At 73.2% G+C, this 22,113-nt stretch carries 19 protein-coding genes and 1 pseudogene; 12 read left to right on the top strand and 8 right to left on the bottom strand.

Annotated features, from left to right (window positions below; genetic code table 11):
* Positions 1-76: 76 nt before the first annotated feature.
* Together OG406_RS27630 and OG406_RS27625 are read right to left on the bottom strand one after the other, a co-directional pair.
* On the bottom strand, positions 77-310 hold the full coding sequence (locus tag OG406_RS27630) for a ferredoxin (RefSeq protein WP_081216971.1): 234 nt from the start codon (positions 308-310) through the stop codon (positions 77-79).
* A gap of 2 nt (positions 311-312) precedes the next feature.
* Positions 313-1,770 (bottom strand): aldehyde dehydrogenase, encoded by a 1,458-nt coding sequence (locus OG406_RS27625; RefSeq protein ID WP_329188334.1) that lies wholly within the window; start codon positions 1,768-1,770, stop codon positions 313-315.
* Between the two features lie 198 nt (positions 1,771-1,968).
* On the opposite strand from OG406_RS27625, the gene OG406_RS27620 reads away from it, so the two are divergent.
* Both OG406_RS27620 and OG406_RS27615 read left to right on the top strand, forming a co-directional pair.
* Positions 1,969-3,048 carry an MBL fold metallo-hydrolase gene (locus OG406_RS27620; RefSeq protein ID WP_329188332.1) on the top strand — a complete coding sequence of 360 codons (1,080 nt, stop codon included), beginning with the start codon at positions 1,969-1,971 and terminating at the stop codon, positions 3,046-3,048.
* A gap of 158 nt (positions 3,049-3,206) precedes the next feature.
* A pseudogene (locus tag OG406_RS27615) lies at positions 3,207-3,410 on the top strand (serine hydrolase domain-containing protein); the annotation flags it as partial.
* Positions 3,411-3,552: 142 nt separating this feature from the next.
* On the opposite strand, the gene OG406_RS27610 reads toward OG406_RS27615, so the two are convergent.
* Complete coding sequence (locus OG406_RS27610; protein ID WP_164371627.1) at positions 3,553-4,221, bottom strand: phosphotransferase; 669 nt, start codon at positions 4,219-4,221, stop codon at positions 3,553-3,555.
* A 297-nt stretch (positions 4,222-4,518) separates the two neighbouring features.
* On the opposite strand from OG406_RS27610, the gene OG406_RS27605 reads away from it, so the two are divergent.
* From OG406_RS27605 to OG406_RS27580, 6 genes are all read left to right on the top strand, one after another.
* Positions 4,519-5,754 (top strand): terpene cyclase/mutase family protein, encoded by a 1,236-nt coding sequence (locus tag OG406_RS27605; RefSeq protein WP_164371628.1) that lies wholly within the window; start codon positions 4,519-4,521, stop codon positions 5,752-5,754.
* Complete coding sequence (locus OG406_RS27600) at positions 5,751-6,407, top strand: SCO2322 family protein (protein WP_266848761.1); 657 nt, start codon at positions 5,751-5,753, stop codon at positions 6,405-6,407. Before OG406_RS27605 ends, OG406_RS27600 begins: the two co-directional genes overlap by 4 nt.
* 8 nt (positions 6,408-6,415) lie before the next feature.
* The gene (locus tag OG406_RS27595; protein WP_323178208.1) at positions 6,416-7,669 is read left to right on the top strand and encodes an energy-coupling factor transporter transmembrane component T; all 1,254 of its coding nucleotides are present in this window, start codon (positions 6,416-6,418) and stop codon (positions 7,667-7,669) included.
* Positions 7,666-9,414: an ABC transporter ATP-binding protein gene (locus OG406_RS27590; protein ID WP_329188327.1), complete on the top strand. Its 1,749-nt coding sequence runs from the start codon at positions 7,666-7,668 to the stop codon at positions 9,412-9,414. Before OG406_RS27595 ends, OG406_RS27590 begins: the two co-directional genes overlap by 4 nt.
* The gene (locus tag OG406_RS27585; RefSeq protein ID WP_329188325.1) at positions 9,411-10,262 is read left to right on the top strand and encodes an ECF transporter S component; all 852 of its coding nucleotides are present in this window, start codon (positions 9,411-9,413) and stop codon (positions 10,260-10,262) included. Before OG406_RS27590 ends, OG406_RS27585 begins: the two co-directional genes overlap by 4 nt.
* A 371-nt stretch (positions 10,263-10,633) precedes the next feature.
* The gene (locus tag OG406_RS27580; protein ID WP_081216981.1) at positions 10,634-11,053 is read left to right on the top strand and encodes a transglycosylase SLT domain-containing protein; all 420 of its coding nucleotides are present in this window, start codon (positions 10,634-10,636) and stop codon (positions 11,051-11,053) included.
* Positions 11,054-11,450: 397 nt separating this feature from the next.
* Here OG406_RS27580 and OG406_RS27575 read toward each other — a convergent pair whose 3' ends face one another.
* Entirely contained in the window at positions 11,451-12,620 is a 1,170-nt protein-coding gene (locus OG406_RS27575; RefSeq protein ID WP_266613397.1) for a steroid 3-ketoacyl-CoA thiolase, read from the bottom strand.
* Positions 12,621-12,926: 306 nt separating this feature from the next.
* On the opposite strand from OG406_RS27575, the gene OG406_RS27570 reads away from it, so the two are divergent.
* Entirely contained in the window at positions 12,927-14,171 is a 1,245-nt protein-coding gene (locus OG406_RS27570; RefSeq protein WP_164371699.1) for a cytochrome P450, read from the top strand.
* A gap of 58 nt (positions 14,172-14,229) precedes the next feature.
* Here OG406_RS27570 and OG406_RS27565 read toward each other — a convergent pair whose 3' ends face one another.
* Positions 14,230-16,278 carry a bifunctional glycosyltransferase 87/phosphatase PAP2 family protein gene (locus OG406_RS27565; protein ID WP_267050689.1) on the bottom strand — a complete coding sequence of 683 codons (2,049 nt, stop codon included), beginning with the start codon at positions 16,276-16,278 and terminating at the stop codon, positions 14,230-14,232.
* 403 nt (positions 16,279-16,681) lie between these two features.
* On the opposite strand from OG406_RS27565, the gene proP reads away from it, so the two are divergent.
* Together proP and OG406_RS27555 are read left to right on the top strand one after the other, a co-directional pair.
* The gene (proP, locus tag OG406_RS27560) at positions 16,682-18,073 is read left to right on the top strand and encodes a glycine betaine/L-proline transporter ProP (protein ID WP_164371697.1); all 1,392 of its coding nucleotides are present in this window, start codon (positions 16,682-16,684) and stop codon (positions 18,071-18,073) included.
* Between the two features lie 216 nt (positions 18,074-18,289).
* Positions 18,290-18,961 (top strand): O-methyltransferase, encoded by a 672-nt coding sequence (locus tag OG406_RS27555; protein ID WP_164371696.1) that lies wholly within the window; start codon positions 18,290-18,292, stop codon positions 18,959-18,961.
* Between the two features lie 60 nt (positions 18,962-19,021).
* On the opposite strand, the gene OG406_RS27550 is transcribed toward OG406_RS27555, so the two are convergent.
* Complete coding sequence (locus OG406_RS27550; RefSeq protein ID WP_164371695.1) at positions 19,022-19,417, bottom strand: hypothetical protein; 396 nt, start codon at positions 19,415-19,417, stop codon at positions 19,022-19,024.
* A gap of 119 nt (positions 19,418-19,536) precedes the next feature.
* On the opposite strand from OG406_RS27550, the gene OG406_RS27545 reads away from it, so the two are divergent.
* Complete coding sequence (locus tag OG406_RS27545) at positions 19,537-19,974, top strand: J-domain-containing protein (RefSeq protein ID WP_329188322.1); 438 nt, start codon at positions 19,537-19,539, stop codon at positions 19,972-19,974.
* A gap of 149 nt (positions 19,975-20,123) precedes the next feature.
* On the opposite strand, the gene OG406_RS27540 is transcribed toward OG406_RS27545, so the two are convergent.
* Positions 20,124-21,119 carry a hypothetical protein gene (locus tag OG406_RS27540; protein ID WP_329188320.1) on the bottom strand — a complete coding sequence of 332 codons (996 nt, stop codon included), beginning with the start codon at positions 21,117-21,119 and terminating at the stop codon, positions 20,124-20,126.
* Positions 21,120-21,291: 172 nt separating this feature from the next.
* A complete protein-coding gene (locus tag OG406_RS27535; protein ID WP_329188317.1) occupies positions 21,292-21,978 on the bottom strand; it encodes a hypothetical protein in 687 nt (228 codons plus the stop codon).
* Between the last annotated feature and the right edge of the window lie 135 nt (positions 21,979-22,113).

Below are 22,113 nucleotides of genomic sequence, written 5' to 3'. Positions count from 1 at the left end.
GCCCACCCCGGTCGATCGGTCGGAACCGGTGGAGCGTAACCGAGGGCCGGGCAGCCCCCGTCCGGCGCCCCGCCCCCTACTCCTCCGGCGGGAACACCGGCTCCCCGCTGCCCAGCAGGGTGATCATGACGGCTTCGACCGGGCAGCCCTCGGCGGCTTCGAGGATCTGTTCGGTGGCGTCCGTCTCCGGGGTGGTGGGGTGGGACTGGCGGGCGGTGTCGAGGTGGAAGGCGTCCGGGGCGTGGTGGACGCACTGGGCGGAGCCGATGCAGACGGAGCGGTCGACCTCGACCTGCCAGCGGTCGCCCATCCTCACGCCTCCCAGCCGGCCGGCAGGTGGATCATCTTGTGCTCCAGGAACTCGCCGAACCCCTCGGGTCCGAACTCCCGCCCCAGGCCCGAGTTCTTGTAGCCGCCGAACGGGCCGAGCATGTCGAGGCTGAAGGTGTTGACGGAGTAGGTGCCGGTGCGGACCCGGCGGGCGATGTCGATGCCGTGGGCGACGTCCGCGGTCCAGACGCTGCCGCTGAGCCCGTAGTCGGAGTCGTTGGCGATCTTCACGGCCTCGGTCTCGTCGCCGTACGGGAGCAGGCAGATGACGGGGCCGAAGATCTCCTCGCGGGCGATGCGCATCGAGTTGTCGACGTCGCCGAAGAGGGTCGGCTCGACGTACCAGCCGCGGTCGAGACCCTCCGGGCGCCCGCCGCCCGCCAGGATCTTGGCGCCCTCCTCCTGGCCGATGCGGATGTAGTCGAGGTTGCGGCGCCGCTGGCGTTCGGCGACGAGCGGGCCGACCTGAGTGGCCGGGTCCAGCGGGTCGCCCACGACCAGGGCGTTCGCCGCGCCGGCGAAGGCGTCCGCGAACTCGTCGTAGCGGGAGCGCGGGACGAGGATGCGGGTCTGGGCCACGCAGGCCTGGCCGTTGTTCATCCAGGCCGCCGACACGATCCCCGGCACCGCCGTGTCGAGATCGGCGTCCGGCAGCACCACGGCCGCCGACTTGCCGCCCAACTCCAGCGTCACGCGGGTGAGATGACGGGAGGCGACCTCCATCACGCGCCGCCCGGCCGCGACCGAACCGGTGAAGGAGACCTTGTCGACGCCGGGGTGTCCGACCAGGTACTCGCTGACCTCGCGGTCCGCCGGGAGGATCGACAGCACCCCTTCGGGCAGTCCGGCCTCCTGCGCGATCTCCCCGAGCAGATAGGCGTCCAGGGGTGATTCGGGCGACGGCTTGAGGACGACGGTGCAGCCGGTCAGCAGCGCGGGAGCGAGCTTGGCCGCCGCCACGAACTGCGGGACGTTCCACGGCACGACGGCCGCAACCACCCCCACCGGCTCGCGCCGCACGAGCAGCTTGCCGAGGACGCCGTCGCGCGCCTCCTCGTAGGTGTAGCCGCGCGCGACCGTGATCGCCGCGTCCCAGACCATCATCGCGCCGAGTGCCTGCGCGAGGACGCTCCACGAGTAGGGGGAGCCGTTCTCGGAGGAGATGACACGGGCGATCTCCTCGTGCCGTACGGCGATCGCGTCCTTGATGCGGGTGACGACCGCGATCCGTTCGTCGAGGCTCATGCGTGGCCAGGGCCCCTCGTCGAACGCCTGGCGCGCCGCGGCGACGGCCCGGTCGACGTCCGCCGTCGACGCGTGCGGCACCCGCCCGATGACCTCCTCGGTGTGCGGCGAGATCACCTCGATGACGCCCTTGCCCAGGGGGTCGGTCAACGCCCCGCCGATGAACAGCTGTCCGTGTTCCACGAGCTCGGTCATGGCCGACTGCCTCCCAGGGACGCCCACTGCCAGCACTTCTGACGCTTCATCAGATACGAGAACTGATACCAGTTCCGGTCACATGAGTCCACGGCGCGGACCCGACCGGTGAACACCGCGTACCGGACAGTCGACTTGGGCTCCCATTGGAACCCGTTCTAGTTATAGTGTCCGCAACTCGGCGATGGGTGGGAGCGCATGGCGCAGGTGAGCGATCACGGCGGGGGCGTACGGTCGATCCGCGTCCCCATCCCCGACAACCCCCTCGGTCACACCCTGGTCTATCTGCTCGACTCCGACGCGGGGCCGGTGCTCGTCGACACGGGCTGGGACGACCCCGCCTCGTGGGACACCCTCACCGAGGGGCTCACGGACTGCGGCACCTCCGTCGAGGAGATCCACGGCGTCGTCATCACGCACCACCACCCCGACCACCACGGCCTGTCCGGCCGCGTCCGCGAGGCGTCCGGCGCCTGGATCGCGATGCACGCGGCCGACACCGCCATCGTGCGGCGCACCCGGGAGAACCGCCCCGAGCGCTGGTTCGCCTACATGGTGGCCAAACTGGAGGCGTCCGGCGCCCCGGAGGACCACATCGCCCCCCTGCGCGGCGCGGGCACCTCCCTGCGCCGCACCGGCACCCTGCCGGGCTTCTCCCCCGCGCTGCCCGACCGCGACATCGTCCCCGGCGAGTTCCTCCCGCTGCCCGGCCGCCGGCTGCGCGCGGTCTGGACCCCCGGCCACACCCCGGGCCACGTCTGCCTCCACCTGGAGGAGGAACACCCCGCCCGGCTGGCGGGCAACGGACGCCTGTTCTCCGGCGACCACCTGCTCCCGAGGATCACCCCGCACATCGGCCTCTACGAGGATCCGGACACCCACGGCCGCCCTCCGTACGCGGACGGGGACGAGGGCCTCGCCGAGATCGCCGACCCGCTCGGCGACTACCTCGACTCCCTGGAGCGCGTCGGCCGGCTCGCCCCCGCCGAGGTCCTCCCGGCCCACCAGCACGTGTTCACCGACGCGCCCGCCCGCGTCACCGAGCTGCTCGCCCACCACGAGGACCGCCTCACCGGCCTGCTGACCCTCCTCGCCACCCCGCTCACCCCCTGGCAGATCGCCGAGCGCATGGAGTGGAACCGCCCCTGGGCCGACATCCCGTACGGGTCACGGAACATCGCCGTGTCGGAGGCCGAGGCGCACGTGCGGCGCCTGGTGAAGCTGGGCCGGGCCGAGGCGGTGACGGGCACCGACCCGGTGACGTACGTAGCGGTCTGACTCTCCGGCGTCCGGCCGCCGTACGGCCCCGTCGGCCTGCCGCCACTCGTCGTGCGGCTTCGACTCCCCACCCCCTGGCCGTACGCGGTCCCCTGTCGGCGTCCCGGCCCACACATATCGGCCGCGCGGTCCTCGGCGGGCGCGGTCCTCAGCCGCTGTGGGGTTACGGCGCCCCGGTCGACATCGCCCCGACCGAGCCGTGGAACGTCCCCGGCCGCTACGGCTGGACCGGCGGCACCGGCACGACCGGCCACCTCGTGCCGTCCACCGGAACGGTCGCCCTGCTGCTCACCCAGACCGGCATGACGGGTCCGACGCCCACCCCCCTGATGTGCGCCTTCTGGCGCGCGACGGCGGGATGAGTCCGGACGCGATACCCCCTCCGGCCGTCGAGGAGCGGGGTCCGGGGCGGAGCCCCCGCTTCGGGTGGACCGGCGTCGGGCAGGGGCCGAGGGGGACGGAGAAGCTGTCGGGCGGCCGCGGGTTGGTGGGACGGGCGCCGGCTCACCGCCGGCCGAGCACCACCCGGATCAGGTCCTCCGCGTCCCCGAGCAGCTCGACCTCGCGGCCGCTCATCGTCGGGTTGGCCGCCCGGCGCCGCAGCGCCTCGGCCAGCGCGCTCTCCGTCACCTGGTCCTCGTTCGCGTCGAGCAGGGCGTCCAGCGTCTCGCCCGCCACGTCGCCGATCGGTCCGCCGCCCACGGCGACCTGGGCGAGGATCACCGCGGACGTGGCCCAGTCGAGGCCGGGCGGCCCCTCCTCGGCGTTGGCCCAGTCGATGACCTTCGGTCCGTCCGGGGTGAGCATCACGTTGTCGGGGTGCAGGTCCAGGTGCAGGACGCGGACCGCGGGATCGGCGGACAACCGCGCGGGCACGGCGTGCAGCCGGCGCAGCAGCCGGGCCAGGACGAGGCCCGCCTCCGGCGGGGACAGCAGCCCCTGCCCGAACGCCTCCAGCATGGTCGGCCCCGACAGCCGCTCCATGACCAGGTCGGCGCGGGTCGCGGCCCGCACGCCCGGCACCGGATAGCCGTGCTCGTGGACGTGCCGCATGACGACGGCCTCGGCCGTCGCGTCGCCCCAGCCGCCGCGGTCCCGCCGCAGCACCCACGCCTCGTCGATCTCGTAGACGTCCGCCGAACGCCCCGAACCGAGCAGTCTCCCCGTCCGCATGGCCCGAACCTAACGCCGCCCCCGGCGGGCGCACAGGCGGCACGAAAGTTCTTTCGTACGGCCGGTAGAGTGAGCCCGTCGTCATCACACCCGTACGAGGAGAAGCCGGTGCAAATCCGGCGCTGACCCGCAACCGTGAGCCGCTTCGGCGGTGAGCCGGATCGCCTCGCCCGGGATGTGACCGGCTCGCGCCCTCGGCAGTCCGCCGACGGCCGGCACCGTCGAGGGATACGGAGCCGGAGCCGCCCGGGATGCCTCGTCGTACCCGGTGCTGCCCGGCTCCCCACTGGGAGAGTCATGTTCGTTCGCCGCACCGCCGCGGTACTGGCCGCCACCACCGTGATCGGAGCGGTGCTCGCACCGGCCGCCCTCGCGGCGGACTCCTCCCCCTCGCCGTCGACGGCGATCCCCTCCGGCCTCTACGGCTCCACCGACCCGACGTACGACGGCGTGTGGCGGCAGTCCCTCGCCCTGCTCGCCCAGGACACCGCCGGGGTGCGTCCCGCCGCGAAGGCCGTGGACTGGCTGACCGGGCAGCAGTGCGCGAACGGCGCGTTCGCCGCGTTCCGCGCCGACGCCTCCGCCGCGTGCGACGCCAAGACGCAGGTCGACACCAACAGCACCGCCGCCGCCGTCCAGGCGCTGGCCGCGCTCGGCGGGCACGACGACGCCACCGGCCGGGCGGTGACCTGGCTGAAGTCCGCGCAGAACAAGGACGGCGGCTGGGGCTACATGGCCGGCGGGCCCAGCGACACCAACTCGACGTCCGTCGTGGTCGGCGCGCTGCACGCGGTCGGCAAGAAGCCCCAGAGCGTCTCCAGGGACGGCAAGTCCCCCTACGACGCGCTGCTGACGCTGTCGATGCCGTGCAAGGGAAACGGTGGCGGCGCCTTCGCCTACCAGCCCGACAAGAAGGGCAGGCTCGCGGCGAACGCGGACGCGACCGCCGCGGGCGTGACGGCCGGCATGGGCCAGGGCTTCGTCGCGCAGACCGGAAACACGAACGCCCTCACGGGATGCGTCACCACCGAGACCCCCGACCGGGCGGACGCGGCGGGCAACGGCGCCAACTACCTCGCCGGGGCGCTGGCCAAGACCTCGTACCTGAAGTCCTCGCTCCCCGGTGCCGATGACCAGCCCGACTACGGCAACACGGCGGACGCGGTCGTGGCCCTGTCGTCCATCGGGGCCACGAAGGAGGCGAAGAAGCCGCTCGCCTGGCTGGAGAAGAACTCCGCCGCCTGGGCCGCCAAGTCCGGCCCCGCCGCGTACGCGCAGCTGATCTTCGCCGCGCACAGCACCGGCACCGACCCGCGTGACTTCGGCGGCCAGGACCTGGTCGCGAAGCTGAACGCGACGGGCCCGGCGCCGAGCACGGCGGGCGCCTCGGCCACGCCGAGCGAGAAGAAGGACGACGAGAAGAAGGACGACGGCGGCGGGCTCGGCGTGTGGTGGATCGTCGGTGTCGGCCTGGTCGCCGGTGTCGGCATCGGCTTCCTGATCAGCGGCCGCAACAAGAACCGACAGCTGTGACCGTCCGCCGGACGACCGCGCCGGCCCTGGCGCTCGCCCTCGCCCTCCTGCTCCTCGTCCTCGGCGGCGCGGGGCAGGCCCGGGCGGTCGGCTACCGCTACTGGTCCTTCTGGGACCTGGCCGGCGGGAAGTGGACGTACGCGACCCAGGGCCCGTCGACCGCGCGGCCGTCCGACGGTGACGTCGAGGGCTTCCGCTTCGCCGTGAGCGAGGACTCCCGGCACGCCGTACAGCCGCGCGGGGAGCGGGACTTCGCCGCGATCTGTGCCGGCACGGCCGCCGAGCGGGGCACGAAGCGCGTGGCGCTGGTCATCGACTCCGGCACGGCCGCGGACGCGCCGTCCGGCGAGCGGCCGCCCGCCCCGCGCACCGCGTGCGCCCGCGTCGCCCCCGACGCGAGCACCGCGGAGGCGCTGGCGGCGGTCGCCAAACCGCTGCGCTACGACACCAACGCCCTGCTGTGCGCGATCTCCGGCTACCCGCGCACGGGCTGCGGCGACCAGGTCGCGGCCTCCGAACCCACCGCGTCCGCCCGGCCGGGTGCGGCCGAGCCGGCCGGTCACGGTCCGTCGGTGGGCCTGTGGGCGGGCGTCGCCGCGGTGGCGGCGCTCGGCGCGGCGGCCGTCCGGCAGGCCCGCCGCCGCAGGGGCTGAGCGCGACCATGAACACCGGCGACCGTGCACATCCCACCGCCGCGGCCACGGACCGGAGCCGCCCCGGCCGTCCCCCGGGACGGCCGGACGCCGGCCTGCCGGAACCGGGCCGCCGGGAGACCGGCGACGGACCGGCCGCGCCGCCCGGCTCCCCGGCCCGGCCGCCGTGGTCGGCCCGCGCGGGCGCCCTGCATCCGGGAGCCTGGTGGATCTGGGCCCTGGGCCTCGGCACCGCGGCCTCGCGCACCACGAACCCCCTGATCCTGGCCCTCCTCATCGGAGTCGCGGGATACGTGGTGGCCACCCACCGCAGTGACGCGCCCTGGGCCCGCTCCTACACCGCTTTCGTGAAACTGGCCGCCGCGGTCCTGATCGTCCGGCTGGCCTTCGCGGTGCTCCTCGGCTCCCCCATCCCGGGCACGCACGTGATCGTCACCCTCCCCGAACTCCCGCTGCCGCACTGGGCGCAGGGCATCCGCGTCGGCGGCCGGGTCACCGCCGAGGGCGTGGTCTTCGCGCTGTACGACGGTCTGAAGCTGGCCACCCTCCTCGTCTGCGTCGGCGCGGCGAACGCCCTCGCGAACCCGGCGCGGCTGCTCAAGTCACTGCCGGGGGCGCTGTACGAGGCGGGGGTCGCCGTGGTCGTCGCGCTGACCTTCGCACCGCATCTGATCGCCGACGCCCAGCGGCTGCGCGCCGCGCGCCGGCTCCGGGGGCGTCCCGACCGGGGGCTGCGCGGGCTGCTGCACGTCGGACTGCCGGTCCTCGAAGGCGCGTTGGAGCGTTCGGTCGCGCTGGCCGCCGCGATGGACGCGCGCGGATACGGGCGCACGGCCCAGGTTCCGCCCGCCGTCCGCCGCACGACCGGTGCCCTCACCCTGGGCGGGCTGCTCGGCGTGTGCGCGGGCACCTACGGGCTGTTGACGGCCGAGGGCGGCACGTACGGGCTGCCGGTGCTGCTGGCCGGACTCGCCGCGGCGCTCGGCGGCCTGTGGCTGGGCGGCCGGCGCTCCCTGCGGACCCGCTACCGGCCCGACGTGTGGGGCGTGCGGGCCTGGCTGGTCGCCGGATCCGGCGCGGCCGTGGCGGCCCTGATGATCCTGGCCGCGTCCGGCGACCCCGCCGCCCTGCGCCCCGGTGTCGTCCCCCTCGTCGCTCCCACCCTGCCGCTCGGGCCCGCGGCGGCCGTCCTGCTGGGCCTGCTCCCCGCCTTCGTGGCCCCGACCCCCCTGCGAACCCCGGCCCCCGAGGAGCCCTCATGATCCGCTTCGAGGACGTCTCCGTGACGTACACCGGCGCGGCCGGACCCGCCGTCCAGGGGGTGGACCTCGACGTCCCGGAGGGTGAACTCGTGCTGCTCGTCGGCCCGTCCGGGGTCGGCAAGTCGACGGTGCTCGGCGCGGTGAGCGGACTGGTCCCGCACTTCACGGGCGGAACCCTGCGCGGCCGGGTCACCGTGGCGGGACGGGACACCCGCACGCACCGGCCGCGTGAACTCGCCGACGTGGTGGGCACGGTGGGCCAGGACCCGCTGTCCCACTTCGTGACGGACACGGTGGAGGACGAACTCGCCTACGGGATGGAGTCGCTCGGCCTCGCCCCGTCGGTGATGCGGCGCCGTGTCGAGGAGACCCTCGACCTGCTCTCCCTCACGGACCTGCGGGACCGTCCGATCGCCACCCTGTCCGGCGGCCAGCGCCAACGCGTCGCGATCGGTTCCGTCCTGACCCCGCACCCCCGGGTGCTGGTCCTCGACGAGCCCACCTCGGCCCTGGACCCCGCCGCCGCGGAGGAGGTCCTCGCCGTCCTCCAGCGCCTCGTCCACGACCTCGGTACGACGGTCCTGATGGCGGAGCACCGCCTTGAGCGCGTCGTCCAGTACGCCGACCGGCTCGCCCTCCTCCCCGCGCCCGGAGCGCCCCTGACACTGGGCACCCCGGCGGAGATCATGGCCGTCTCACCGGTCCGCCCGCCCGTGGTGGAGCTGGGCCGCCTGGCCGGCTGGTCCCCGCTCCCCCTGACCGTCCGCGACGCGCGCCGCCGGGCGGAACCCCTGCGCGAGCGCCTCGCCGGAATCCGCCGCGAGACCCAGGGGTCCCCCGAGGCAGGAGCCCCCACGGGAGTCGCGGCACCGCACGGCCCGGCGGGACACCCGGCGGCCGTCGCACCGGCGGCCCCCTCCCGCCCCCTCCTCGCCCGCCTCCTCGGCAGGCCCGCCCCCGTCACCCCCGGCGCTCCCGCGTCGTCCGCCCCGGCCGAGGTGGCCGTCGTCCGCTCGCTGGCCGTGCGGCGCGGACGGGTGGAGGCGCTGCGCCGGGTGGACCTCACCGCGGGCCCCGGCGAGACGATCGCGCTGATGGGCCGCAACGGTGCCGGGAAGTCGACGCTGCTCGGGGCGCTGGTCGGGCTCGTCGAACCGGCTGCGGGCTCCGTACGGGTCGGCGGCGCGGTACCCCACCGCACGGCGCCGCGCGATCTCGTGCGCCGCGTCGGACTCGTACCGCAGGAGCCCCGGGATCTGCTGTACGCGGACACGGTGGCCGCCGAGTGCGCGGCGGCCGACGAGGACGCCGCGGCAGCGGCCGGGACCTGCCGGGCGCTGGTGTCGGAGCTGCTGCCGGACATCGGCGACGACACGCATCCCCGCGACCTGTCGGAGGGGCAGCGGCTGGCCCTGGCGCTGGCCGTGGTCCTGACGGCCCGGCCCCCGCTGCTGCTGCTCGACGAGCCGACCCGCGGCCTGGACTACGCGGCGAAGGCCCGGCTGGTGACCGTGCTGCGCGGGCTGGCCGCCGAGGGTCACGCCATCGTGCTCGCCACCCACGACGTGGAGCTCGCGGCGGACCTGGCCCATCGCGTGGTGATCCTCGCGGACGGCGAGGTCGTCGCCGACGGGCCGACGGCCGAGGTGGTCGTGGCGTCACCGTCCTTCGCCCCGCAGGTCGCCAAGATCCTCGCCCCCGAGCCCTGGCTCACCGTCGCCCAGGTCGGAAAGGCCCTCGCATGAGCGCCCCGGAATCGGCCGGGCGCACCGCCCGGTCCGTGCAGCCGCAGGCCAGGGCCGTCCGCCTCGGCCCGCGGTCCGTCGCCGCCCTGGCCCTGGTCAGCGCGACCGGAGTCGCCGGGTTCGGCTGGCCGCTCCTCGCGGGCCCCGGTTCGCAGGTCGGCGCGCACGCCCAGGACGCCCCGTGGCTGTTCGCGGGGCTGCTGGTCCTGCTGGTCGCCGTCGTCGCGGCGACGATCTCCGAGTCGGGGCTCGGCCCCAAGGCGGTCGCCATGCTCGGGGTACTGGCCGCGACCGGCGCCGCGCTGCGCCCGGTCGGGGCGGGGACCGCGGGCATCGAGCCGATGTTCTTCCTGATGGTGCTGAGCGGGCGGGTGCTCGGGCCGGGCTTCGGGTTCGTGCTCGGCTCCGTGACGATGTTCGCCTCGGCCCTGCTCACGGGCGGGGTGGGGCCCTGGATGCCGTTCCAGATGCTGGCCATGGGGTGGTTCACGATGGGGGCGGGTCTGCTGCCGGGGCCCGACCGGCTGCGCGGTCGCGGGGAACTGCTGATGCTCGCCGGGTACGGGTTCCTCGCCGCCTTCGCGTACGGCACGGTCATGAACCTGTCCGGCTGGCCCTTCATGGACGCGCTGGCCTCGAACGTCGCCTTCGACCCGGACGCCACGCTGCCCACGAACCTCGCGCGGTTCCTCGCGTACTGCCTGGCCACGTCCCTCGGCTGGGACCTGGGACGCGCGGTCGTCACGGTCGTCCTCACGCTGACGCTCGGCGCGACCCTTCTGAAGGCGCTGCGCCGGGCCACCCGCCGGGCCGCCTTCGAGAGCCCCGTCACGTTCGACCCCCGCTGACCGGCGACCCACGTCACACCGGCGGACGACACCCCGTGGCGACGCGCGCACCCTCCGTCGGACCCGGAGTGAGGCGGCCCACAGGACTTAGGTCACCTACGAAGCGGCTTCGTAGCCCCACCCCATGACATGAACGCATCGAAACCCCCTCCCACCTGGGGTTTGAGACTCAGGTCACACAGGGGACTTTCATCGCTGATGCGACCACCACTAGTAAAAAGGGTCATTGCGGACAGCCGCTGAGCCTGTTTCTCTGGAGCAGTCGCCAGGCGCCGACGGCCCACCCGGGTCGCGGCGCCGACGTACGCCCCACCGCTTCACGTGGTCACGGCATGCGAGCGACCTCATGTCCCCGAAGAAAAAGGTTCTCCGTGTCCGTCTCTGTCATCCGTCGCGCCGTCTCCTCCCCGAAGAAGGCCCTCGCCGGTGCCGCTGTGGCCGCTGCCACCGCCGGCATGGTCCTGGCCGCGGCGCCCGCCCAGGCCGCCACGCCGACCAGCGCCTCCTCCGCGAAGACGATCGCGCACAAGATGATCCCGGACTCCGGCCAGTTCAACGCCTTCAGCAAGATCGTGGAGCACGAGAGCGGCTGGAACCCCAGCGCGACCAACTCCTCCTCCGGTGCGTACGGCCTGGTCCAGGCCCTGCCCGGCTCGAAGATGGCGTCCGCCGGCTCCGACTGGAAGACCAACCCCAAGACCCAGATCAAGTGGGGTCTCGACTACATGAACTCCCGCTACGGCAGCCCGGCCGGCGCGTGGAACTTCTGGCAGGCCAACGGCTGGTACTGAGCCGGCCCACAAGCAGGCGGCGACCCCCGATCCCCGGGGCCGCCGCCTTCTGCGTACCCGGGGCCGGCTACACCCCTCACCCCTCGGGCCCGCGGCACCGCCCTCCCGCCCGGGCCACAAGCGTTTCTCGCCCCCTCCGCCCCTACCCTTCCCACCCCGGGGCTCCGCCCCGGACCCCGCTCCTCAATCGCCGGAGGGGCTGAAAATCACGTACTGCCCGCACCCGGCATCCGGCGTGAGGGGCCGTGCCGGTACATCAGATGCCCGTCACTTACGCCCGGATCGAGCAGCCCGGCGTTGATGTTCCACGTCTGATTCAGCGGCGACGGGCGGATGTACCGGCACGGCCCCGACCCACCCACCGGACCGCAGCCGTGCACGGGACGCCAGAAGGCGCCTACAGCCGCTGGAGGATCGTCCCCGTCGCCAGCCCCCCACCCGCACACATCGTCACCAGCGCGAACTCCTTGTCCTGACGCTCCAGCTCGTGCAGCGCCGTGGCGATGAGCCGAGCCCCCGTGGCCCCCACGGGATGCCCCAGCGCGATCCCGCCCCCGTTGACGTTCACCCTGGACAGGTCCTGCTCGAAGACCTGCGCCCAGCTCAACACCACGGAAGCGAACGCCTCGTTGATCTCGACGAGGTCGATGTCCTTCAGCGACATCCCCGCCTTGCCCAGCACGGCCCGCGTCGCGTCGATCGGCCCGTCCAGGTGGAAGTGCGGATCGGACCCCACCAGCGCCTGCGCCACGATCCGCGCGCGGGGCCGCAGCTTCAGCGCCCGCGCCATCCGCTTGGACGCCCACAGGATCGCCGCCGCACCGTCGGAGATCTGCGAGGAGTTGCCGGCCGTGTGCACGGCGGTCGGCATCACCGGCTTCAGCCGCCCCAGCGCCTCCATCGACGTGTCGCGCAGCCCCTCGTCCCGGTCGACGAGCCGCCACATGCCCTGCCCGGCCGCCTGCTCCTCCTCGGTCGTCGGCACCTGCACGGCGAACGTCTCCCGCTTGAACCGCTCCTCCGACCACGCGATCGCGGCCCGCTCCTGCGAGATGAGCCCGAGGGAGTCGACGTTCTCGCGCGTCAGCCCGCGATGCCGCGCGATCCGCTCGGCCGCCTCGAACTGGTTCGGCAGATCGACGTTCCACTCGTCGGGGAACGGCTTGCCCGGCCCGTGCTTGGAGCCGGACCCGAGCGGCACCCGGGACATCGCCTCGACGCCGCAGGAGATGCCGACGTCGACGACCCCCGCCGCGATCATGTTGGCGACCATGTGCGAGGCCTGCTGCGAGGAGCCGCACTGACAGTCGACGGTCGTCGCGGCGGTCTCGTAGGGCAGTCCCATGGCCAGCCAGGCCGTGCGCGCGGGGTTCATCGACTGCTCGCCGGCGTGGGTCACCGTGCCGCCGACGATCTGCTCGACGCAGTCGGCGTGGATGCCGGTACGGCCGAGGAGTTCACGGTAGGTCTCGCCCAGGAGATAGGCGGGATGCAGATTGGCGAGCGCGCCACCGCGCTTGCCGATGGGCGTCCGTACGGCTTCGACGATCACGGGTTCCGCGGCCATGGGGGCTCGTCCTCTCCTCAGGCCTGCCCGGCGGCCAGGCCCAGCTGACCCGCGCAGCGCGGGGCGTCCCGGCCCACCCACCGCGCAGAACTAGAACGCGTACCAGTTCTGCGTGCAGTTTGCTGAGCGGACCCCCCGCGCCGCAAGGGTCGTGCAGCTCCCGAAGTCGTGATCTGCACGAATCCCGCACGGAATTGAGGGCCCCGCACCTCTTGCCACTTGTAGAACCCGTTACTACCTTCACGGCGATTCCCTGTTCCTGATGGACCGTCAGAATCGCCGTAGGCGCGAGACCCGGAGTTGCCGATGCCCTGTCCAGCGCTGCCCGACGGGTTCGATTTCACCGACCCCGACGTACTGCACCACCGCGTGCCGCTCCCGGAGTTCGCCGAGCTGCGCCGGGCCGAAGCGGTCCACTGGATCCCGCAGCAGCACGGCGTCGCGGGCTTCGGGGACGACGGCTACTGGGCCGTCACCCGGCACGCGGACGTCAAGTACGTCTCGACGCACCCCGAACTGTTCTCCTCGTTCCTCAACACGGCCGTCATCCGCTTCAACGAGCACATCCAGCGGGAGCAGATCGAGGTCCAGCGGCTCATCATGCTGAACATGGACCCGCCGGAGCACACCCGGGTCCGCCAGATCGTGCAGCGCGGCTTCACCCCGCGCGCCATCCGCTCGCTGGAGGACGCGCTGCGCGCCCGGGCCGGCTCCATCGTGGCGAACGCGCTCGCGCAGGCCGGCCCGGACGGAGCCTTCGACTTCGTCACCCAGGTGGCCTGCGAACTGCCGCTGCAGGCGATCGCCGAGCTGATCGGCGTCCCGCAGGAGGACCGCGTCAAGATCTTCGACTGGTCCAACAAGATGGTGGCGTACGACGATCCGGAGTACGCGATCACGGAGGAGATCGGCGCCGACTCGGCGACCGAACTCATCTCGTACGCGATGAACATGGCCGCCGACCGCAAGCAGTGCCCGGCGAAGGACATCGTCAGCACGCTGGTGGCGGCGGAGGACGAGGGCAACCTCGCCTCCGACGAGTTCGGCTTCTTCGTCCTGCTGCTGGCCGTCGCCGGCAACGAGACCACCCGCAACGCCATCACGCACGGCATGCACGCCCTGCTCACCCACCCCGACCAGTGGGACCTCTACAAGCGGGAGCGCCCGAGGACCACCGCCGAGGAGATCGTCCGCTGGGCGACCCCCGTCGTCGCCTTCCAGCGCACCGCGACCCAGGACACCGAGCTGGGCGGGCAGCGGATAGCCAAGGGCGACCGCGTCGGCATCTTCTACTCCTCCGCCAACCACGACCCCGAGGTGTTCGAGAACCCCGAGGTCTTCGACATCACCCGCGACCCGAACCCGCACCTCGGATTCGGCGGCGGCGGCCCGCACTTCTGCCTCGGCAAATCGCTGGCCACCCTGGAGATCGACCTGATCTTCAACGCGATCGCCGACGCGATGCCCGGCCTGCGGCTCTCCGGCGACCCGCGCCGGCTGCGCTCCGCCTGGCTGAACGGCGTCAAGGAACTCCAGGTCCGGCAGGCGTAGCGGGCGCCTCATCGCTCGGGCCGGCGGCCTCCCGGCATCCGCCGGCCCGTCCCGCGGGTCAGCTCCGGACACGGCCGGTGGCCGGAACCGGCACTTCGGCACCGGCCTCGACCGTCTTCCCCGGGGTCCGGGCCCGTGGGCCCTGGAGGAGGTAGGTCAGTCCGAAGCCCGCGGCGACCACGGCGGCGCCGCCGACGGCGTCCAGGGTCCAGTGGTTGCCGGTCGCGACGATCGCGGAGACCGTGAACAACGGGTGCAGCAGGCCCAGCGCCTTCATCCACCACTTCGGCGCCAGGATCGCGATGACGAGCCCGCACCACAGGGACCAGCCGAAGTGCAGCGAGGGCATCGCCGCGTACTGGTTGGTGAGCGCGGTCAGCGTGCCGTAGTCCGGCTTGGAGAAGTCCTGCACCCCGTGCACCGTGTCGATGACGCCGAGGCCCGGCATCAGGCGGGGCGGGGCGAGCGGGTAGAGCCAGAAGCCGACGAGGGCGAACAGGGTCGCGAAGCCGAGGGCCGAGCGGGCCCAGCGGTAGTCGGCGGGGCGGCGGACGTAGAGCACCGCGAGGACGCCCAGCGGGACGAAGAAGTGGAACGACTCGTAGTAGAAGTCGAAGAAGTCGCGCAGGAACCCGATCTTGAACACCGCGTGGTTGACCCAGTGCTCGATGTCGATGCGCAGGAACCGTTCGACGGCGAGTATCTGGTCGCCGTGGTGCTCGGCGGTGGCCCGGCCCCCCGCGTTGGTGCCGCCGGTCGCGGCGAGCCTGACCTGCTGGTAGGCGGAGTAGCCGACGCGGATCAGGAGCAGTTCGAGCAGCAGGTTCGGACGGGCGAGGACGCGGCCGGGGAGGGGCAGCAGCGGTACGCGCTTCCACCGGGTGGGCACGGGCTCGGCGTAGTCGGTGGGGACCGGCGCCCGGTAGTACGCGGAGGAGCGGGACAGGAACGGGACGAGGGTGGCCGCGGCCAGCGCGGCGATCAGCACGACGTTGTCGCGCACCGGGTGGAGCACCGCCATGTTCGGCAGCATCATCTTCCCGGGCAGGGTCATGACGAGGACGACGGCGACGGGCCACATGAAGCGGTCCGAGGTCTTCCTGCCCACCCGGCCGACGACCGCGAGCAGCACCCACAGCAGCTGGTACTGCCAGGTGGTGGGCGAGACGGCGACGGCGACGCAGCCGGTGATGGCGACGGCGAGGAGGAGCTGCCCGTCGCGGGCGTAGAACACCGCGCGGCGCAGTCCGAGGACGGCGACGGCCGCGCCGAGGGCCAGGAACAGCCCGATCTCCAGGGGGCCGCTGAGGCCGAAGCGCAGCAGCGCGCCGTGCAGGGACTGGTTGGCGAGGTCGTCGGCGGCCCGGCCGAGGCCGACGCCCGCGAGGTGGTGCACCCAGTAGGTGTTCGAGTCGTGGGGCATCGCCGCCCAGGCGAGCGCGGTGAGGGCGGTGAAGGTGATGCCGGTGGAGGCAGCGGCCCGGCGGCGGCCGGTGAACCAGAGCAGCGGGGCGAAGAGCAGCACGGTGGGCTGGAGGGCCGCGGCGAGACCGATCAGGACGCCGCAGGCCCGCTCCTCGCGCACGGCGAAGCAGCCGAGGAGGACGAGCAGGACCGGGAGGATGCTGGTCTGGCCGAGGTAGAGGGCGTTGCGCACGGGCAGTGACAGCATCAGCAGGCTGATGGCGACGGGTGCGGCGAGCAGTGCCGTACGGCGGCTGACGGGCTGCGGCAGGGCGCGTGCGGCGACCAGGCCGAGCGCGACGACCAGCAGCAGGGTGCCGAAGGTCCAGCCCCAGCCGAGGGCCTGTTCGGCCGCCCGGGTGAGGGGCTTGAGGACGAGTCCCCCGAACGGGGTCCCGGTGAACTGCGTCGAGTCGTACAGCGAGCCCTTCACGTGCAGGACGCCGTCGGGTCCGACCCAGGTCTCCAGGTCCGTCAGCCGGTCCGCCTTGGGGGTGCCGAGGACGGCGGCGACCTGCCGTGCGGCGAGGAGGGCGGCGATCACCCAGAGCCCGACGCGGAGCGCGCGCAGCCGGGCTCTCGCGGGCTGTGCTCCTGCCGCGAAGGCATTTCCCGCTCGTCCGCCGTGCTCCACGTTCGCCACGCCTCGTCGACCCTCCCGCCCCCGTTGTTCCGTTATGTCCCGTACGCCGTGTACGTCACTCCTTGTCAGGACCCTACGAGGCTCACGCCGCCCCGTCGAAAGACGCGGGCAACCCTCGCTCCCCCTGACACGGATCTCCCTTTTGCCCGAATGACGATAGTCGTCCGAGACGCCGGTTCCGTCCGGGGGCCGCGACATACCTCACAGACGGGACGCCCGCGGGGCGCTCCGGAGCGCCGCGTCCTGCCTGCATACGCCGCCTTTAGGCGCGTTCCGCGACCACCCGCTCGCTCCACGTCATCCGGACGAGTGGCTCTAAGGTCGCTTTTCGGCCTGCCTCCGGGCAGGCCTCGGTTCCGCCTCCGGGCGGGCCGCGTCCCTGTCCCCTGCGGAAGGAAGGCCCTTGCCCACCGCGACCCCGGTAGCCCCCGCGACATCCGTCCCGGCCCCCGCCCGCCCGGCATCCCCAGAGGTCACCGTCACCGACCCCGCGCTCGTCAAGCGCGCTGTGAAGGCGGCAGCGCTCGGCAACGCGATGGAATGGTTCGACTTCGGTGTCTACAGCTACATCGCGGTGACCCTGGGCAAGGTCTTCTTCCCCTCGGGCAACCCGACCGCCCAGCTCCTGTCGACCTTCGGCGCCTTCGCCGCGGCCTTCCTGGTCCGCCCGCTCGGCGGCATGGTCTTCGGCCCGCTCGGCGACCGCATCGGCCGCCAGAAGGTCCTCGCCCTCACGATGATCATGATGGCGGCGGGCACGTTCGCGATCGGCCTGATCCCGTCGTACGCCTCGATCGGCGTCGGCGCCCCGATCCTGCTCCTCGCGGCCCGTCTGGTGCAGGGCTTCTCCACCGGCGGCGAGTACGCGGGCGCCTCGACGTTCATCGCCGAGTACGCGCCCGACAAGAAGCGCGGCTTCTTCGGCAGCTGGCTGGAGTTCGGCACGCTCGCCGGATACATCGGCGGCGCGGGTCTGGTGACCCTGATGACCGCCCTGCTCTCCACCGACGACCTGCTCTCCTGGGGCTGGCGCATCCCGTTCCTGATCGCCGGCCCGATGGGCATCATCGGCCTCTACCTGCGGATGCGCCTGGAGGAGACCCCGGCGTTCACCGCGGAACTGGACAAGGCCGAGGCGGACCGCCCCAAGGTGCCGCTGCGCGAGATGATCACCGGCCAGTGGCGCGCCCTGCTGCTGTGCGTCGGCCTGGTCCTCGTCTTCAACGTCACCGACTACATGCTGCTGTCCTACATGCCGAGCTACCTGACCAGCGAGCTGAAGTACGACGAGACGCACGGTCTGCTCGTGGTCCTCGGCGTGATGGCGCTGATGATGATCGTGCAGCCCTTCGCCGGTGCGCTGACCGACCGGATCGGCCGTCGCCCGGTGATCGCCGCGGGCTGCGCGGGCTTCCTCGCCCTGTCCGTTCCGGCGCTGCTGCTGATCCGCCAGGGCAGCCTGGTCGCGATCGCCCTCGGCATGGGGGCCCTCGGCCTGCTGCTGGTCTGCTTCACCGCCGCGATGCCGGCCGCGCTCCCGGCGCTCTTCCCGACCCGGGTCCGCTACGGCTCGCTGTCCATCGGCTTCAACATCTCCGTCTCGCTCTTCGGCGGCACCACCCCGCTGGTGGTCACCGCCCTCATCGGAGCGACCGGGAACATGATGATGCCCGCCTACTACATGATGGCCGCGGCCGTCATCGGCGGTGTGGCCGTCTGGTTCATGTCGGAGTCGGCGGGCCGCCCGCTGCCGGGTTCCGCGCCCGCCGTGGAGCCCGCGCCCGCGCGCGACTGACACCGCGCCCGCCGGCCGGATCTCGAAGGGCCGCGGTCGCGGGGCACCACGCCCCGCGACCGCGGCCCTTCGCCGTACCGTGCCCGCCGGCCCGCCCCCGGCCGGACGGCACCGGAGCGCCGGGCCCGGAACCGGCTGGCAGGCACCGGCGCGGACGACTAGGTTTCCCCCTGAGATACTTAGCGCATCTAACTAGGCATACGAAAGGCCCGGTGCATGAGCGAGTCGCAGGTCTGGACCGACGTCGACGACCACTTCACCACCCTCCTGGCCCCCGCCGACGAGACGCTGGCCGCCGCGCTGCGCGACAGCGACGCGGCCGGACTGCCCCCCATCAACGTCGCCCCGAACCAGGGCAAGCTGCTCCGGCTCCTCGCCGAGATCCAGGGCGCCCGCCGCATCCTGGAGATCGGCACCCTCGGCGGCTACAGCACGATCTGGCTCGGCCGCGCCCTGCCCGCCGACGGCCGGCTGGTCACCCTGGAGTACGACCCCCGGCACGCCGAGGTCGCCCGCGGCAACCTCGCCCGGGCCGGCCTGGCCGAGCTCGCCGAGGTGCGGGTCGGCCCCGCCCTGGAGTCCCTGCCGAAACTGGCGGACGAGAACCCCGAGCCCTTCGACTTCGTCTTCATCGACGCGGACAAGGTGAACAACGCCCACTACCTGGACTGGGCGGTCCGGCTCACCCGGCCCGGCAGCGTGATCGTCCTCGACAACGTCGTCCGCGGCGGCGCGGTCACCGACGCGACGAGCACCGACCCGAGCGTGCGGGGCACCCGGGCCGCGCTCGAACTCATCGCCTCGCACCCCCGGCTGGACGGCACGGCGGTCCAGACGGTCGGCAGCAAGGGCTACGACGGCTTCGCCCTGGCCCGCGTACACGCCTGAGCCGCCCGGCCCACCCCTGCCGATCCGCCGGCCCCGCACCAGGCCTCGGCCGTGTCCGGCCTAGGTCTCGTGGTAGAAGCCCACGTTCACGGTGCGGGGGCCCGTGCGGTCCTGGATGACGAGTTCGCCCGAGCCGCCCGCGGGCAGCCGGGCCGTGCCCCCGTACGGCAGCGGCTGCGGCTGCACGCCCACCAGGGCCAGCCGGACCTCGGAGGACGGCTCCGGGTGGGAGCCCTGCAGCCAGGTGACCTGCCAGGAGCCGTCCGGTCCGCACAGGAACTCCAGGTGGACCCGGGACACGAACAGCCAGTCGTCGGGGGTCGCGAGCCGGCACACGGCCCGGTCCCGGCCCACCCGCAGCATGGCCCCGGGGTCGCTCGGCGCGTCGGCCATCAGCATCCCGGCCGTCGCGCCGGCGTCCCCGCCGGACATCGTGGCCATGGTGAGTTCGAGCACGCGTGCTCCTTCGTGAAGGGTGCTGGTCCCAGTGTCCTGACGCGACGTGGTTCCCACGCCGCCGCCGCATGATAATTCGACCATTCCCGTCCTGGTGCGGCCTCCGGCACAATGGACCCATGACGGAGCGCAAGCCACCCGGTGTCAGCTTCGAGTCCTGGGTCGACCGGCAGATCCGCGAGGCGGAGTCCCGCGGCGAGTTCGACGAACTCCCGGGCGCGGGAAAGCCGTTGCCCGCGGTCACCGACACGCCGTACGACGAACTCTGGTGGATCAAGCGGAAGATGGCCCGTGAGGGCCTGTCGGTGCTGCCGCCCACGCTGGCCCTGCGCAAGGAGGCGGAGGACGCCCTCGTCGCGGCGGCCGCGGCGCCCTCGGAGCGGGCCCTCCGGCGGATCGTCGAGGACATCAACGCCAAGATCCGTGAGGTCATGTTCAAGCCGCCGCCGGGTCCGCCCCTCGGGCTGAAGCCCTACGACGTGGAGAAGATCGTCCAGGAGTGGCGCGCGGCCCGCGAGGGCCGGACCGCCTTAGCCTGCGCAGACGGAGCCGCGTAACGGCGGCCCGGCCGTCCGGGGACGGGCCCGCCCGCGGACCGGACGGCGGGAACGGCGCGGTCGTCCCGACCGCGCGAACGCCGTGAGGCCGCGTCCCGGAACATGGTCCGGGACGCGGCCTCACGGTGCCTGCGGTGTCCGAGGGCGGCTCAGATGTGCAGCAGCCGTTCGGTCATCTCGCGGTAGTCCTGCAGGGCGAGCCGCAGCTTCTCGGTGTCGGAGGCCGACGCCTTGCCCTCACCGCCGGACTGCCAGGAGGTCCGCAGGGAACGACGACGCTGGGACACGGCTTCCGTGAACCGGCTCGCGAGCTCCTCGAGGACGTGGTCCGCCTCCTCGACGGACGCCTCCGGCCCGTCGACGAACCCGCCGACCGCGTGCCGCATCCGCTCCGAGAACTTGTCGTACTCGTCGCCGGGGAGCAGCCGCTCCCCGTGCTTCCCGGAGTCCTTGGCCGGGTCCTTGGCGGAACCCTGACCGTGGGCCTTGCCGTCCGTACGGGTGCCGCTGTCCGCGGAGCCGCTCGTGGGGAGCGCTCCCGCGGTGTCACGGCGCACGCCGCCGGCGTCGCGCGACGCGGAACCGGGCTTGGCGTTGTCCGTGTCCAGGTCCGTGTCACGCGAGGTGACCGACCGGCCCGTACCGGTACGGCTCGTCCGGTCCTCGTGCGAGGCGGCGCGCTCACCGCTGCGGACGTCCGCGCTCTCGCGGGCCGGCGTGCCGGTCCCGGTCGTCCGGGCGGCGATGTCGTCGCCGGTCCGGGCCGCGCGGGCCGCCTTCGCCTCGTCACCGATGCCGGTGCTCGTGCCGGTGGTACCGCCGGTGCCGGTGCGGGACTTCGCCTCGTCGCCGATGCCGGTGCTCGTGCCGGTGGTGCCGGTGCGGGACTTCGTGTCGTCGCTCGTCGTGGCCGACCGGACCGCGGCGGTGTCGCCGGCCCTCGCCCGGTCGCCCGGGGTCTGCTCGTCGGCCGTGGGGTCCAGATGGCCCTTCAGTGCCTCACGGCGCGACACGTCCTCGTCGGAGGCGCTGTCGGCCGCCTTCGCCCGGTCGTCCTCGGGACGCTCGGGGGGCACCGGGGTGACACGGCCCTTCATGGCCGCGTCGCCGGACGGGTTGCGCTCAGGGTCCTGCTCGGGCTTCATCGCGTTCACCTTCCTCAACTCCCCTTCTCCTGGCGCCTGGTGAACGACCAGGGCAGGTGGGAGCGAGTGTCGTGGTTGGAAGTCTGTTGGACGTCTCGGTGCTGTCGGGTGCCCGGCGGTCCGCCGTGCTCCCGACGCTCCGCGTGTTCGCGCTCGCGTCGTTGTCGGCGGGCTAGGCGGGTTCGGTGTGCCGGTCGTTCTTGGTCATGCCGAACCGCCGGGTGCGCCGGGAGCGGTCGTCCTCGGACTCGCTCACGTCGTCCGCGCCGTCCGTGTCCCGCACGGGAGCGGTGGACCTGTCCCCGCGGTCCGGGCTCATCAGGTCCTCGAACAGGACGCGGGCCTCGAGCATCGCCTCGCGCATCTGCTCGGTGTCGACGGTGCCGTCCTTGTCCGTACGGGCGAGCGCGGCCCGGTGCACCGTGCGGTAGCCGTGGACGTGGTGTCCGTGGTGCACGGACAGTGCGGAGACCTGCTCCTCGTACTGCTCAACGCCGGGGAACCCGCGTGCTCCGGCCAGGTCGCCGAGCAGCCGGTCGGCCTCGGCCACCGCCTCGCCCGGGGAGTCGACGAAGCGCTCCTGCGCGGCGGTCCAACCGGCCGTGAACCGCTCCCGGTCCGCGGGGTCGAGGGCCTTCTCGCGCAGTCCGCCGTGCAGCTTCACCCGCTCGGCGAGGTCGGCCTCGGCGGCCTTGGTGTCACCGTCGTGCCGGGCGACGGCACGGTCGTACTCCGGGCCGAAGCGCCGCCGAAGGGTACGGCCGCCGGGCGGCCGTCGGTTGAGGAGGGTCAGGGCGGCCGCGACGACGGCAACGGCCACCACGATCACGATCAGAGCGATGATCACGCCTGTGGACATGGATGCCTTCCGGGGTTCTCGACCCAACGGGCCGGTTCTTCACCCGGGTTGCCCGGAAGTCGCTCCTCAAACGGCGGCGGTCACGGCGCGTAGGGCCGAGGCCCCACCTCCGCTCCCGCCCACCTCTCCGTCACC

The sequence above is a fragment of the Streptomyces sp. NBC_01428 genome, assembly GCF_036231965.1.
GTDB lineage: Bacteria > Actinomycetota > Actinomycetes > Streptomycetales > Streptomycetaceae > Streptomyces.
Note: the sequence above shows the minus strand (reverse complement) of the source record. Positions and strands in the feature narration are given on the sequence as shown.

Bases quoted from the DNA above. Each gene is read 5' to 3' on its own strand.
- OG406_RS27630 (WP_081216971.1), bottom strand. From the start codon at position 310: ATGGGCGACCGCTGGCAGGTCGAGGTCGACCGCTCCGTCTGCATCGGC.
- OG406_RS27625 (WP_329188334.1), bottom strand. From the start codon at position 1,770: ATGACCGAGCTCGTGGAACACGGACAGCTGTTCATCGGCGGGGCGTTG.
- OG406_RS27620 (WP_329188332.1), top strand. From the start codon at position 1,969: ATGGCGCAGGTGAGCGATCACGGCGGGGGCGTACGGTCGATCCGCGTC.
- OG406_RS27610 (WP_164371627.1), bottom strand. From the start codon at position 4,221: ATGCGGACGGGGAGACTGCTCGGTTCGGGGCGTTCGGCGGACGTCTAC.
- OG406_RS27605 (WP_164371628.1), top strand. From the start codon at position 4,519: ATGTTCGTTCGCCGCACCGCCGCGGTACTGGCCGCCACCACCGTGATC.
- OG406_RS27595 (WP_323178208.1), top strand. From the start codon at position 6,416: ATGAACACCGGCGACCGTGCACATCCCACCGCCGCGGCCACGGACCGG.
- OG406_RS27590 (WP_329188327.1), top strand. From the start codon at position 7,666: ATGATCCGCTTCGAGGACGTCTCCGTGACGTACACCGGCGCGGCCGGA.
- OG406_RS27585 (WP_329188325.1), top strand. From the start codon at position 9,411: ATGAGCGCCCCGGAATCGGCCGGGCGCACCGCCCGGTCCGTGCAGCCG.
- OG406_RS27575 (WP_266613397.1), bottom strand. From the start codon at position 12,620: ATGGCCGCGGAACCCGTGATCGTCGAAGCCGTACGGACGCCCATCGGC.
- OG406_RS27570 (WP_164371699.1), top strand. From the start codon at position 12,927: ATGCCCTGTCCAGCGCTGCCCGACGGGTTCGATTTCACCGACCCCGAC.
- OG406_RS27555 (WP_164371696.1), top strand. From the start codon at position 18,290: ATGAGCGAGTCGCAGGTCTGGACCGACGTCGACGACCACTTCACCACC.
- OG406_RS27545 (WP_329188322.1), top strand. From the start codon at position 19,537: ATGACGGAGCGCAAGCCACCCGGTGTCAGCTTCGAGTCCTGGGTCGAC.
- OG406_RS27540 (WP_329188320.1), bottom strand. From the start codon at position 21,119: ATGAAGCCCGAGCAGGACCCTGAGCGCAACCCGTCCGGCGACGCGGCC.
- OG406_RS27535 (WP_329188317.1), bottom strand. From the start codon at position 21,978: ATGTCCACAGGCGTGATCATCGCTCTGATCGTGATCGTGGTGGCCGTT.